The sequence below is a fragment of the Pedococcus sp. 5OH_020 genome (assembly GCF_027812955.1).
Taxonomy (GTDB): Bacteria; Actinomycetota; Actinomycetes; order Actinomycetales; family Dermatophilaceae; genus Pedococcus.
In genome coordinates this window covers 13,183-26,488 of the sequence record NZ_JAPYZV010000016.1, presented here as the reverse complement: position 1 = coordinate 26,488, position 13,306 = coordinate 13,183, and the positions used below count along the sequence as shown (strand labels likewise).

Sequence of the window (13,306 nt, the reverse complement as noted above, 5' to 3'; positions counted from 1 at the left end):
CCCGCTGGCGGCCGGCTCGCGCCGGTCGCGGGCGTAGGGGCGGGGCGGGCGGTCGCCGTGCTCAAGCCGGTCACAGCAGCTCCTCCGTGCCGAAGCGGCGAACATAGACGAACACCATGGCGAGGATGAGGGCCATGAGCGTGAAGCTCAGGGCCGCCGCGACGGGGAACCCACCGAGCACCCTGAAGAACTGGCTCTCGATGACGTTGCCCACCATCTTCGTGCTTCGGTCGGAACCAAGCAGCTCGGCGTTGACGTAGTCGCCGGCCGCCGGGATGAAGGTGAGCAGGGTCCCCGCGATCACGCCCGGGAGGCTGACCGGCAGGGTCACGGTCCGGAAGGTGGTGAACCCGTTGGCGTAGAGGTCTCCCCCGGCCTCGATGACCTTGGGATCCGCCCGCTCCAGCGACGCGTAGATCGGCAGGACCATGAAGGGAAGGAAGTTGTACGTCAGCCCAGCGACCACGGCCACCCAGGTTTCGGTGATCCGGCCCCCGGGAAGCAGGTGCAGGGTGTTGAGGACGCGAGCCACCGGCCCTTCGTCCGCGAGGATCTGACGCCAGGCGATCGTGCGCAGGATGAACGAGGTGAAGAACGGTGCGATGACGGCGATCATCATGACGTTGCGCCAGCGCCCGGCCTTGAACGCCATCGCGTAGGCGAGCGGGTAGGCGAGGACGAAGGCGAAGAACGTCGCGAGCCCGGCGTAGAGGAGCGAGCGACCGAAGTGTCCGGCGAACTGCGTGATGGCGGTGAGGTAGTTGCCGGCGTTGACATCCCGGTAGTAGTAGCCCGGGTACCCCGGAAAACCGCTCTGCAGCGAGACGGCGAAGAGCTGGATCAGGGGCAGTAGGAAGAAGAGCACCAACCAGAGCGCGCCGGGCAGCAGCAGGAGGTACGCCGCGATCCCACCACGTCGGCGACCCTGGCCAGGAGCCGGCCCGCCCGCATGCGTTCCGGCCCCAGCCGTATGCGCGAGCGCGGTCACGACGCCACCCTCGCTTCCTCCGCCGACGCCTCGTCGGCCTCCACGCCGAAGGCGTGCCCGGAGTCCCAGCCCAGCCAGACGGCGTCTCCTGGCCGGATGGTGTTGCGCTCGACGTCGAGGTTCTGCTCGTAGACGCCCCACACCGCCCCGCTGGGCACGGTGACGAGGAACTGTGTCGCCACCCCGGTGAAGGACACGTCCATGACGGTCGCCTTGACGTCGTTCCCAGCTCCGGCGGGCTGCTCGGTGGAGATGCGGACCTTCTCGGGACGCACTCCGAACATGATGGGACCGCTGGTGACCGCCGACCGGTCGCGAGGGATGCGCACCGTGGTCCCGGCCACCTCCACCACGAGGTCGTGACCGTCCGCTCCCGTGATGCGTCCGGTGCCGAGGTTGGACTGCCCGACGAAGTTGGCCACGAACGACGTACGGGGCAGGTCGTACAGCTCCTCGGGGTGGCCCATCTGCTCGATCCGGCCGGCGTTCATCACGGCGACGGTGTCGGCCATGGTCATGGCCTCCTCCTGGTCGTGCGTGACATGGATGAAGGTGAGTCCCACCTCCGTCTGGATCCGCTTGAGCTCCACCTGCATCTGACGGCGCAGCTTGAGGTCCAGGGCGCCGAGCGGCTCGTCGAGCAGCAGGACCTCCGGGCGGTTCACCAGAGCGCGGGCCAGGGCCACCCGCTGCTGCTGGCCGCCCGAGAGCTGAGCGGGCTTTCGCCCCGCCATGGCAGACATCTGGACCAGCTCCAGCGCGTCCTCGGCCGACCGGGCGGCGTCGGCGTCGCCGCGCCGCTTGGGACCGAACGCGACGTTGTCGCGGATGGTGAGGTGCGGGAAGAGCGCGTAGCTCTGGAACACCGTGTTGACCGGCCTCTCGTACGGCCGTGACCCGGTCAGGTCGGTGTCGCCGATGAGCACCCGTCCGCGAGTCGGCTGCTCGAGGCCGGCGACCATCCGCAGCGTGGTCGTCTTGCCACAGCCGGACGGGCCCAGGAGAGCGAAGAAGGACCCGCGCGGCACGGTGAGGCTCAGGTCGTCGACGGCCGTGAAGGCTGCGAACTCCTTGGTCACCGCCTCGAGGTGCAGGTCACCCTGTGCTCTGCGGAACCCGGACGAGCCGGTGGAGAAGAGTGCCATCAGTTGCCCACCACCTTTGCCCACGCGGCGCTGTACTCGGCGTCCTCGGCCGGGGAGAGCGCTCGGAACCCCTGGATGTTGTGTTGCTTGATGTAGTCGGCGCTGGGGAAGATGAACGGGCTCTTGGCGAGCTCCGGGTCGATCTTCTCCATCTCGCGCTGAGCGCCCTGGACCGGGCAGATGTAGTTCACGTAGGCGGCGACCTTGGCTGCCACGGCCGGGTCGTAGTAGTAGTTCATCAGCGCCATGGCGTTCTTGCGGTGCGTGGAGGTGATCGGCACCATCATGTTGTCGCTCCAGAGGGTGCCTCCGGACTCGGGGATGACGAACTGCCAGTCGGGGTTCTCGGTCTCCGCCCGGAGGATGAACAGGTCGCCGCTCCACACGATCCCGGCCAGCGCGTTGCCCGACTTGAGGTCCTCCAGATAGCTGTTGCCCTTGACCCGGCGGATGTGGCCGTCGCTGATCCGCTTGTCAACCTCGGCGAACGCCTTCTCGATCTGCACCTTCGTGAAGGGGTTGGAGATGTCGACGCCCTGCTGCTGCATGATCAGCGCGGCGGTGTCGCGGAACTCGCTGAGGACCACGACGCGGCCCTTGAGGTCGTCGGCCCACAGGTCGTCCAGCGACTTCAGGTCGCGGCCGACCTTCGCCTTGTTGTATCCGATTCCGGCGAAGCCGCTCTGCCAGGTGATGGAGTGGGTGCGCCCCGGGTCGAACGAGACGTCCTTCAGCGGCTCGAGCATCGCTCCCACGTTGGGCATGTGGATGATGTCGAGCGGCTGCACCATGCCGTCGCGGATGACCCGAGCGGCCATCCAGTCGGTCAGCGTGAAGATGTCGCGGTCGATGTCCTGCTTCGCCCGGAGCTGGGGAGCGACCTTGTTGACGTACGAGTCGTTGTCCTCGATGTCCTCGGTGTAGCTCGCCTTGATGCCCGTCTTGGCGATGAAGGCCTCCAGGGTCGGGTACTTCTTGGTGCCCTCGTCGTAGTCGAGGTATGCCGTCCAGTTGGCCCACCGGACGACCTTCTCGGTGTCCGACCGGTCGGTCGGCAGCTTGACCGCGGCGGGGCCACCCGCTGGGGGCAGCGGGGGCGCGCACGCCGCCAGACCCGTTGCTGCGGCGCCCAGTCCGGCAGCGCCGAGCAACCCGCGCCGCGAGATCGTGAGCTGCGCCAGCCGCCGCAGCATCGGGTCAGCGGGAGGGGGTTTACTGGTCACGAGGCACCTGTCGCTCGAAGGGATGGGGTGGTTCAGCTCTCGATGTTCGCCATGACGTGCTTGATGCGGGTGTAGTCCTCGAAGCCGTACATCGACAGGTCCTTGCCATAGCCGGACTTCTTGAACCCGCCGTGCGGCATCTCCGCCACGATCGGGATGTGGGTGTTGATCCATACGCAGCCGAAGTCCAGAGCCTTGGACACTCGCATCGCCCGGCCGAAGTCCCTGGTCCACACACTGGAGGCAAGGCCGTAGTCCACGCCGTTGGCCCAGCGGATGGCCTCCTGTTCGTCGGTGAACTGCTGCACCGTGATGACCGGCCCGAAGATCTCGTCCTGGATCACCTCGTCGTCCTGGATGAGCCCCGACAGCACGGTCGGCTCGAGGAAGAAGCCGTCGCCGAGACCGGTGACCCGGTGCCCGCCGGCCGCGATGGAGGCGTGGTCGGGCAGTCGCGACAGGAAGCCCTCGACCCGCTCGAGCTGCCCACGGTTGTTGACCGGCCCGAGGAGGGCGTCCCCGTCGTCGGGCAGCCCGACCTTCGCGGAGCTCTTGGCGTAGTCACCGAGGGCGGAGACGAAGTCGTCGTGGATCCGAGGTGCGGCCAGAACCCGGGTTGCCGCCGTACAGTCCTGGCCGGCGTTGAAGTATCCGGCTGTGGCGATACCTTCGACCGCTGCCTCGATGTCCGCGTCGTCGAACACCACGACCGGCGCCTTGCCGCCGAGCTCGAGGTGGACCCGCTTCACGTCCCTGCTGGCGCTCTGCGCGACCTGGATGCCGGCCCGCACCGAGCCCGTGATGGCGACCAGCGCGGGAGTCCTGTGCTCGACGACTGCACGACCGGTCTCCCGGTCGCCGGTGACCACGTTGAAGGTGCCGGCCGGAAGGAACTCGGAGGCGATCTCCGCCAGCAGGAGCGTGGTCTCGGGCGTGGTGTCCGAGGGCTTCAGGACGATGCTGTTACCCGCAGCCAGAGCCGGACCGATCTTCCAGACCGCCATCATCATCGGGTAGTTCCACGGCGTCACCTGGCCCACGACGCCGATCGGCTCCCGCCGGATCCAGCTCGTGTGCCCCTTCAGGTACTCGCCCGCGGCGCGCCCTTCGAGCACCCGGGCCGCACCTGCGAAGAAGCGCAGCTGGTCGACCATCGGGGGAAGCTCCTCACTGGCCGTGAGGGCGTACGGCTTGCCGGTGTTCTCGGCCTCGAGCTTCACGAAGTCGTCGGCGCGTGCCTCGATGGCGTCGGCGAACTTCAGCAGCGCCTGCTGACGCTCACTGGGCGTCGTCTGGCCCCACTCTGCGAAGGCCTTGGCGGCGGCGGCATACGCGGCGTCGACGTCTGCCTCGCCGGACACGGGGGCCTTGGCGACCACCTGAGCGGTGACCGGGCTGACGATGTCGGAGAAGTCGTCGGTCTGCGCCTCGACATACTCCCCGTCGATGAAGTTGCGCAGGACACGAGGGGCTGCGGACGTGGCAGTCACGGTGAGTCTCCCAGGATGGTTCGAAGGGGGGTACGGATTCCGATGCCAGGCACTCTAGCCCGCTCATGATGGATTTCAATAGGTCTGGGCGCCGTGATTGACGAAAACTGCTGAAGAACTCCCTGTTCGCGACTGATTCCGTGGCTTGGGGACTTGCGCCAAACGTCAGCAAAGGCCACCATGGCGGCGTGACCCGCGCTTCCAGCACCGCCGATGGGCGCCTCGACGACGTGTCGAAGGCGATCATCGAGCAGCTCCAGGAGGACGGCAGGCAGTCCTACGCCACCATCGCGAAGCGCGTCGGCCTCTCGGAGGCTGCCGTGCGGCAACGGGTGCAGCGCCTGCTCGACTCCGGGGTGATGCAGATCGTCGCGGTGACCGATCCCCTCCAGGTCGGGTTCCACCGGCAGGCGATGATCGGGATCCGAGTGGACGGCGACCTCACGCCGGTCGGGGAAGCCCTGACCGAGATGCGCGAGGTCGACTACGTCGTCACCACGGCCGGCAGCTTCGACCTGCTCGCCGAGGTGGTCTGCGAGGACGACGACGAGCTTCTCGAACTGCTCACCAAGCGGATCCGGACCCTTCCGGGGGTGCAGACCACGGAGACGTTTGTCTACCTGAAACTCAACAAGCAGCACTACAACTGGGGAACGAGATGACCACAACTCCCACGCCCGTCACGACACCTGGCGGCTCGGCGTACGCCGACGCCGCCCGTGACCACCTCTGGATGCACTTCACTCGCCACTCCACGTACGAGCAGGGCGGTCAGGTTCCCGTCATCGTGCGCGGTGAGGGCTACAAGATCTACGACGACCGGGGCAAGGAGTACATCGACGGCCTCGCCGGGCTGTTCGTCGTCCAGGTGGGACACGGCCGCGCGGAGCTGGCCGAGGCCGCTGCCAAGCAGGCCAAGGAGCTGGCGTTCTTCCCGCTGTGGTCCTATGCCCACCCCCGGGCCATCGAGCTGGCCGAACGGCTCGCGGCGGGCGCACCCGGCGACCTCAACCGCGTCTTCTTCACCACGGGCGGCGGCGAGGCCGTCGAGACCGCGTGGAAGCTGGCCAAGCAGTACTTCAAGCTCCGCGGAAAGCCCACGAAGCACAAGGTGATCAGCCGCTCGGTCGCCTACCACGGGACTCCGCAGGGCGCCCTTTCGATCACGGGGATCCCCGCCGCGAAGGAGATGTTCGAGCCGCTCGTGCCCGGCGCGTTCAAGGTGCCCAACACCAACCTCTACCGCGCACCGGAGCACCTGCGCGACGACGAGAAGGCCTTCGGGCGCTGGGCCGCCGACCGCATCGCCGAGGCGATCGAGTTCGAGGGCCCTGACACGGTGGCCGCGGTGTTCCTCGAGCCGGTGCAGAACTCCGGCGGGTGTTTTCCGCCCCCGCCCGGCTACTTCGAGCGCGTCCGGGAGATCTGCGACGAGTACGACGTCCTGCTCGTGTCCGACGAGGTGATCTGCGCCTTCGGCCGGATCGGGTCGATGTTCGCCTGCGACGACTTCGGCTACCAGCCGGACATCATCACCTGCGCCAAGGGCATGACGTCGGGCTACTCCCCCATCGGCGCCATGATCGCCAGCGAGCGGCTGTTCGAGCCGTTCAAGCAGGGCACCACCAGCTTCCCGCACGGGTACACGTTCGGAGGACACCCCGTGTCGTCGGCAGTGGCCATGGCGAACCTGGACGTCTTCGAGCGCGAAGGCCTGAACGACCATGTCAAGGAGCACGCCCCGGCCTTCCGCGCGACGCTCGAGAAGCTGCTCGACCTGCCCATCGTCGGTGACGTGCGTGGGGCCGGGTACTTCTACGGCATCGAGCTCGTCAAGGACAAGGACACGCGTGAGACGTTCAACGACGCCGAGTCCGAACGGCTGCTGCGTGGCTACCTCTCGAAGGCGCTGTTCGACGCGGGGATCTACTGCCGGGCCGACGACCGTGGCGACCCGGTGATCCAGCTGGCTCCTCCGCTGATCGTGGGGCCGGCCGAGTTCGACGACATCGAGTCGCGGCTGCGCTCGGTGCTCAAGGACGCCGAGAAGCACCTCTGACGACAGGGGTCGGGCAGGTGTCCCGATCCGGTCGTGTCGGAAGAGCCCGGATGCCGTGCCCACGGCATCCGGGCTCTCTGCTGCAAGGCTCTTGACGGGGGCCCCGTCCACTGCACGCCCGATCTGGCAACGGTGGTCCACAGGCGCCCAGAGGGCCGGCGCTGGTCCACAGGAGGCGCCGCCGGGCCTGCCTGGGTCCCCGGGAATAGTGTTGCGGCACAGTGGATCCGGCGCTGCCGCGTCACGTCGGTGCTCGGCCGCCGCTGTCAGTGCCCCCCACTAGGTTTGCTCGTATGGCAGGGGGGCCGTCGTTAAGCGAGCGCCGCGAGGCGCTGCACGCGGCCTGCTCTGCTCTCGAAGGACTCCGCACTGAGCTGTGGCAGTGTCACGGCGCCGCGCTGGGCGAGCTGATGGCCCTGGTGGACGAGCTCGGCCAGCGCGCCAGCGCAGCGAGAGTCGCCGTGCTCTCCGAGGCCGTCGAACGCGGGGACGCCGGCGGCACCGCCGCCTCCGCGCACCAGTGGCTGCTCGAGTGGGCACCGTCACTGCACGCTGGCGGGTCCGTCCAGATCGTGACGACGGTCAACGCCTGCCAGGACCCGGCCTATGCCGCGCTCCAGACAGCCGTGCTGGAGGCCCGGGTGCCGGTCTCCAACGCCGCTTGCGTCGTTGCGGAGTGGGAGCGGCTTCGGCACCGACTGCACCCGGGGGCGCACGAGGCTGCGATGGATCTGCTGGTGTCCCTGGGTGAGAGCGGTGGGGCGCCGGAGATCCGTCGCGTCCGCAGGCAGCTCGTCGCGCGGTATGGGCATGACGGTGAGTTCCAGGTCGAGGAGGACAAGCTCAAGGAACGCATGTCCCTGTCACAGCCGCGCGCCGACGGCGGCGGGCTGTTCGACTACCACGTCGTCGTCGACGGCGAGACGAAAGCGCTGATCGAGGCGGCCGTCCAGGCGTTGTCCGCGCCCCGGCCCGCAGACGGGCTGCCGGACAGGCGGCCGTCCGGCCAACGTCGAGTCGATGCCCTCGTTGAGGTCGTCCGCCGCGGGGTGGCCGCGGCCGACGGCGTGCCGGCCACGACCAAGGCTCAGCTGTTCGTGACCATGCAGCTCGACGACCTCCTGCACCGTACGGGCGCGGGCACGGTGGTGGCGACGACCAGCGCGGGCGCCCTCATCGGTCCGGAGACCGTACGCCGGCTGGCCTGCGAGGCCGGCATCGTGCCAGTGGTCCTAGGCACCAAGGGCGAGGTGCTCGACTGGGGGCGTCGAACCCGCATCTTCACCGCAGCGCAGGCCCAGGCGCTGTGGATCCGAGACGGCACGTGCAGCTTTCCTCGCTGCACGGTGCCTGGCTCGTGGTGCGACGCACATCATTCTGTGCCTTTGCCTGTACATTGGGCGGCATGGAAAGCGAGCGGCGGGCACGGGCTGCGGTGTACGCGCGGGTCAGTCAGGACCGAGCCGAGGGCCGGTCAGTCAGCGAACAGGAGGCGGAGTCACGTCGGGCGTGCGCGAACAACGGGTGGGCGGTGGCGGCGGTGTACGCCGACAACGACGTCTCCGCGTCGCGGTTCACGACCAAGCGGCGGGCGGACTGGACCCGGCTGGTGTCAGACCTGGATTCGGGGATGTTCGACGTTCTGGTCTTGTGGGAGCCCTCGCGCGGGTCGCGGGACCTGGTCACGTGGGCGGCGCTGCTGGACGTGTGTCGCCGCCAGAAGGTGCTGTTGCACGTCACTTCTCACGGCCGCACTTACGACCCGGGCAATCCGAGGGACTGGCGGACCCTGGCCGACGACGGCGTCGATAGCGCGTATGAGTCGGAGAAGCAGTCCCAGCGGATCACCCGCGCGATGGCCGCGAACGCGAAGGCCGGCCGTCCCCATGGCCGCGTCCCGTACGGCTACGTCCGCAGCTACGACCCGGCCACCAAGGCGTTCGTTGGGCAGGAGCCCGACCCGGAGACGGCCGCGGTCGTCCGCGAGATCATCGGCCGGGTGGGGCGGGCCGAGCCGGTGATCGCGGTAAGCAGGGACCTCAACGCGCGCGGCGTCCGACCACCTGCGGCGCGGCAGTGGTCGCGGCAGCACGTGCGCCGGATCGCGTTGAACCCCAGTTACGCGGGATTGCGGCTCTACGCCGGCGAGAGCTACGAGGGAACGTGGCCCGCGCTCGTAGACGCAGCGGAGTTCTACGCCGCAAAGAGGCTGCTGGAGGATCCGGCACGCCGCAAGACCAAGCCGGGACGGAACAAGTACCTGCTCTCGTACATCGCGCGATGCGGGGTCTGCGACGAGCAGCTGCAGGCCGCGCCCCGCGGTCGCGCAGTCCCGTCGTACTTCTGCGCGGGCGGGCACGTGCAGGCCGGCGTCGCATGGCTTGACGCGCTCATTGAAGGCGTCGTGCTGGCCCGGCTCGATGACGGCGAGCTGCTGGCAAGGCTGACCGTGGCCGACGACGAACAGGCCGTGGCTGCCCGAGCCAAGATCGGCGAACTGCGCGAACGGCTGGCCGAGTGGCGTGACGCCGCCGCCAACGGCAAAGCGTCGCCCGCCTCCCTGGCCCACATCGAGACCAATCTGCTGGCCGACATCGAGGTCGAGGAGCGTAAGGTGCAACGAGCCGGGGCGCCAGCCGCCCTGGTCGACCTGCTGGGAGCTGACGTCATCGCCGACCGGTGGCGCACTCTGCAGGTCGCGCAGCGGCGGGAGGTCGTCAAGGTCCTGGGCATGGCCATCACCCTCAACCGTGCGAACGCATCCGGCCGCCACGCCGCCGGGGCGTACGACCGCGTCGCCGTGGAGTGGCCGCAGCCATGAGCACGCAGATCACGTAAGGTCGTCCGTCGTCGGCGGGATCTAAGGAGAGGGAAGCGATGGGTGTTCGAGGAAACCGCATTGCCGTGGATCAGGCAGATCGTCGGGACGAGCACGGTCACTCGCTGCCCTCCGACACGTTCATGCACTTTGTCGCCATCGAAGTGGCCTGCCGCCCGTGCCAGCGGGAGGGCGTGGAGACGATCTTAGGTGCGTGGGCGGTCGAGACCCATGACGCTACCTTTGATCCGAACCAGCTCTTCAACAAGGGGGAGAACCAGAACGTGACGATCCAAGAGCTCCCCGACGGGTCTGGTGCGATCCGCCAGAGGTACAAAATGACCTGCCCAAGGTGTGGCAATGCACCCGTGCTCAGGGCTGAAAGGGTCACCGCAGCACTGTCCCACCTGTACCAGCAGGGAGCGCGGGCACTGGTCCGTCGGATCCACCTTTAGGGGCGTGTCGCCACCGGACCTGTGCGAGGTCGGTGCTAGCGTCATAGCAGTCCAGTCGGGCACCGGCGGCTTTAGCCCGGTGTGATCCAGTCCTCTCAGCGGAGGGCATGTTCTTTCTTCATGCCCTTGAGAGGTTCCCATGGACCCTGCATCACGCACTCAGCGCGCCCGTGTGGCCGCCCTGATCCGTCACCGTCCGGACGATCCCGACACCCTTGACGCGGCTGCGTCCTTCCGCCGTGAGCGCTGGGAAGCACGTGTCAGGCAGGTCGTGGACGAAGCGCCGCCCCTGACCAACGAACAGCGCGATCGGCTCGCGGCCCTCCTGCAGGGTGGGAGCACGCGATGAGCGCAAGCGAGCGGCGCCCCAGAAAGGCGCCGCCCGAGTCTCCGACCAAGAAGACAGACTCCACGGTAGTCCCCGCGTCTGACTGGACTGCGTCCGTCACGCCGGGGACCGAGGAGGCGCCGGCCTCAACGAAGGCATCCTTCATCGAGTACGTCCTCAGTCATGCCGAGGTCGGGCTTGCGTCCGGTGGTGAGCCCTACGGGGTCGACAGCATGGAGCCGCGCATCGCCCTGCCGATCACGGGCCGCACCGGGCTCGTGGCCCGGATGGCGGTGAAGCACATGGCCGAGTACCTGCGGCTCGTCCCGGAGCGTGAACGTCGGGAGGCCACGGAGTACCTGTCGATGATGGCGGCGATGCAGGAGCCCACGGCCGTGGCCGTGCGCTCGGCATGGTCGGCGGATGAGGGACGAGTTGTCCTCGATCCGGCCGGCCCGGACTGCAGGCTTCTGGAGGTAGGCCCTGAAGGTTGGGGATGGGGACCCACATCCGCCTCCTCTGGAGTCCTGTTCCGCCGTCCCTCGACCTCCGGCCACCTACAAGTCAGCTCCGAGCCCATCGAACAGGGCGACGCCTTCAAGCTGTTCCAGGACATGGTCCCACTCGGTGGCGCTGACGAGGCGTCGGTAATTCTCGCGGTCCTGCTGACGGTTTGGCTCACCGGGGCGGCTCAGCCGATCCTGCTCTTCACCGGGCCGCCAGGCTCGGGGAAGACAACCACGGCCCGGTTCCTGGCCCAACTCGTGGACCCTGCGACGCGGGCCCGTGGTGGCCCCTTGCCCGCCAGCATCGGGGACTGGAAGGCCACGGCGAGCACCTCTCGTCTGTTGTTCTTCGACAACACCGGGCACGTCAGCACCAAGGACAGCGATCTGCTGTGCCGGGTGGCCACGGGCGGCGAGCTGACCACCCGCAAGCTTTACACCGACGATGAGGCACACATCACCGAGGTGCGCGCGCCGGTGTGGCTGACCAGCGTGGAGCCAGGCTTGTTCCGCACTGACCTGGCCACCAGGGTTGTCCCCATCCGCCTGGCGGCCCTGTCCGCTGGGACGCGCGTGCCCGAGTCTGAGCTATTGCGCCGCCAGAACCAGGCCGCACCGGCCCTGACCCGGTTCCTGCTCGATCTCCTGGTGCAGGTGCTGCGGCTCTACCCCGAGAAGTCAGCCCTGCCCGTGAGGCACAGGTTGACCGACTTCGCAATCGTGCTCGGCGCGGTGGACCAGATCCTGGCCACACGCGGGGCGTCGGCGCTCCAGCAGGCAAGCCACGAACTGACCGAGGAGGTTCTCGAGAGCGACCCGGTGGCCGCTGCCATCCTGACCCACATCGACGAGCTCGTCGGCACGCGTACCCCAACCCGCCTGCACCGCATGCTGACCGATCTCACGGAGGGGTCCGGCCCCCGGCGCCAGTCGTCGTGGCCAACGACGCCCGGTGTGCTCAGCCGGCGCCTGGGCGAGATCGCCCAAGCGCTGCGGGAGGTCCACGGCATTGAGATCGAGTTCAGCCGGTCCGGCAAGGGCCGCGATCGGGAGATCACCATCAGGCGTGTTCCCTAGTGCGAGCCATGAGTTTCACGCGTCCCACACGTGAAGCTCATGCCCCCGCCCCAACAGGCAGGTCGAGGGCGGACGACGCGGACGACAGATCCAGCACTTCTCTTCTTGGCAACAGAAGAGAAGAAGAGAGGAAGGGAGAAAGAAGAAGATGATGCCGAAACAGTCGTCCGCGTCGTCCGCGCTTGTGTGGGTCCACGAGCTGCTGGATCTTCTGGGCAGCCAGCCCAGCGGCCGTCGTGGGCCGCGGCAGTGCCCGGCCCACCTGGACAGCTCCCCGAGTCTTGCCGTCGGCGAGGGTTCAGGGAGCAAGGTGCTGGTGCACTGCCACGCCGGGTGCACCACCCAGGAGGTCCTCGCCGCGCTCCGCATCAGCGAGGCGCACCTGTATCGCCGCAGCCACCTCACCCCCGCACAGCACCAGCGCAGCCTGGGCGTTGCTCCCGACTTTCCATCCCTGACGACAGGACACGGCTGGGGCCGAGGGCAGCGACACTTGGAGGGTTACCGCTTTGAGGTGGCCCACGACTACGGGGACTTCCGATTGGTGAGGTCGCGCCACCCGGTCACGCTGGAGAAGAGCTTGGTCTGGGAGCGCCGCGATCGCGCCGGAGCTTGGATCCCCGGGCTGGGCGGGGCGGCGCTTGCTGATCTCCCGCTCTACGAGGAGCGACAGGTGAAGATGGGGGCCGCGGCCGGCGACGTCGTTGTCCTGGTGGAGTCAGAGTCCTGCGTCGACGCCCTCATGGCGCATGGCATCTACGCCACCACATGGGCCGGCGGTGCCAGCCACCCCAACCTAGATCGGATCGCGCGCGTCCTTCGGCGCGCGAAGGTCGTCGTCATCCCGGACAACGACGAACCCGGGCAGCGATGCGCTGAGCGGATCATCGAACACCTCCACAACCTCGGCACTGCCGTGGGCACGGTCGTTCCCGGCGGCAAGTCTGAGGATGCCCGCGACATGTTGAAGCTCTATGGGGCAGCGAGACTATCGGAGCTGGTCCATCTCGCGGCGCCCCAGTCTGCCGGCGTCATCAAGCAACCCCCGAGCCTCACCTGCCGACCAGACGCTACCTACCCATGATCCGTCGCGCAGCGGCACGAGAATGAGATCGCGAACCCTGGCGGTGGGCGCTTGCCCTTCAGGTCCAATCCTTACTGGCAGCTCGAGGCCGCAGGCGCCAGCCGGAGGCCTGACTCGCGTTGCTGGCAACGTA

11 protein-coding genes and 1 pseudogene are annotated in these 13,306 nt (G+C 68.2%); 7 read left to right on the top strand and 5 right to left on the bottom strand.

All coding sequences use genetic code 11. The annotated features are described in order from the left end of the window. Nucleotides 1-70 precede the first annotated feature (70 nt). From PHA84_RS20000 to PHA84_RS19985, 4 genes are read right to left on the bottom strand one after another with little or no spacing between them, the layout of a single operon-like run. On the bottom strand, nucleotides 71-988 hold the full coding sequence (locus tag PHA84_RS20000) for an ABC transporter permease (RefSeq protein WP_270889903.1): 918 nt from the start codon (nucleotides 986-988) through the stop codon (nucleotides 71-73). Further along, the gene (locus tag PHA84_RS19995; protein ID WP_270889902.1) at nucleotides 985-2,133 is read right to left on the bottom strand and encodes an ABC transporter ATP-binding protein; all 1,149 of its coding nucleotides are present in this window, start codon (nucleotides 2,131-2,133) and stop codon (nucleotides 985-987) included. Before PHA84_RS19995 ends, PHA84_RS20000 begins: the two co-directional genes overlap by 4 nt. Beyond that, on the bottom strand, nucleotides 2,133-3,356 hold the full coding sequence (locus PHA84_RS19990; RefSeq protein WP_270889901.1) for an ABC transporter substrate-binding protein: 1,224 nt from the start codon (nucleotides 3,354-3,356) through the stop codon (nucleotides 2,133-2,135). Before PHA84_RS19990 ends, PHA84_RS19995 begins: the two co-directional genes overlap by 1 nt. A gap of 32 nt (nucleotides 3,357-3,388) precedes the next feature. Beyond that, nucleotides 3,389-4,846: a gamma-aminobutyraldehyde dehydrogenase gene (locus PHA84_RS19985; protein WP_270889900.1), complete on the bottom strand. Its 1,458-nt coding sequence runs from the start codon at nucleotides 4,844-4,846 to the stop codon at nucleotides 3,389-3,391. 188 nt (nucleotides 4,847-5,034) lie between these two features. On the opposite strand from PHA84_RS19985, the gene PHA84_RS19980 reads away from it, so the two are divergent. Together PHA84_RS19980 and PHA84_RS19975 are read left to right on the top strand one after the other, a co-directional pair. Continuing rightward, nucleotides 5,035-5,508 carry an Lrp/AsnC family transcriptional regulator gene (locus PHA84_RS19980; protein WP_270889899.1) on the top strand — a complete coding sequence of 158 codons (474 nt, stop codon included), beginning with the start codon at nucleotides 5,035-5,037 and terminating at the stop codon, nucleotides 5,506-5,508. Next, nucleotides 5,505-6,905: an aspartate aminotransferase family protein gene (locus PHA84_RS19975; protein ID WP_270889898.1), complete on the top strand. Its 1,401-nt coding sequence runs from the start codon at nucleotides 5,505-5,507 to the stop codon at nucleotides 6,903-6,905. Before PHA84_RS19980 ends, PHA84_RS19975 begins: the two co-directional genes overlap by 4 nt. Before the next feature lie 311 nt (nucleotides 6,906-7,216). Here PHA84_RS19975 and PHA84_RS19970 read toward each other — a convergent pair whose 3' ends face one another. Further along, nucleotides 7,217-7,423 (bottom strand): hypothetical protein, encoded by a 207-nt coding sequence (locus PHA84_RS19970; RefSeq protein ID WP_270889897.1) that lies wholly within the window; start codon nucleotides 7,421-7,423, stop codon nucleotides 7,217-7,219. Between PHA84_RS19970 and PHA84_RS20905 the strand changes: the two are divergent. The 5 genes and pseudogenes from PHA84_RS20905 to PHA84_RS19945 all read left to right on the top strand — a co-directional run. Then, nucleotides 7,325-8,164: pseudogene (locus tag PHA84_RS20905) on the top strand (DUF222 domain-containing protein); the annotation flags it as partial. The gene PHA84_RS19970 and the pseudogene PHA84_RS20905 overlap by 99 nt on opposite strands. A gap of 146 nt (nucleotides 8,165-8,310) precedes the next feature. Continuing rightward, a complete protein-coding gene (locus PHA84_RS19960; protein ID WP_270889895.1) occupies nucleotides 8,311-9,726 on the top strand; it encodes a recombinase family protein in 1,416 nt (471 codons plus the stop codon). Between the two features lie 56 nt (nucleotides 9,727-9,782). After that, the gene (locus PHA84_RS19955) at nucleotides 9,783-10,178 is read left to right on the top strand and encodes a hypothetical protein (RefSeq protein ID WP_270889894.1); all 396 of its coding nucleotides are present in this window, start codon (nucleotides 9,783-9,785) and stop codon (nucleotides 10,176-10,178) included. 345 nt (nucleotides 10,179-10,523) lie between these two features. Continuing rightward, a complete protein-coding gene (locus PHA84_RS19950; protein WP_270889893.1) occupies nucleotides 10,524-12,089 on the top strand; it encodes a hypothetical protein in 1,566 nt (521 codons plus the stop codon). Between the two features lie 514 nt (nucleotides 12,090-12,603). After that, nucleotides 12,604-13,173 (top strand): toprim domain-containing protein, encoded by a 570-nt coding sequence (locus PHA84_RS19945; RefSeq protein ID WP_270889892.1) that lies wholly within the window; start codon nucleotides 12,604-12,606, stop codon nucleotides 13,171-13,173. Nucleotides 13,174-13,306 lie beyond the last annotated feature (133 nt).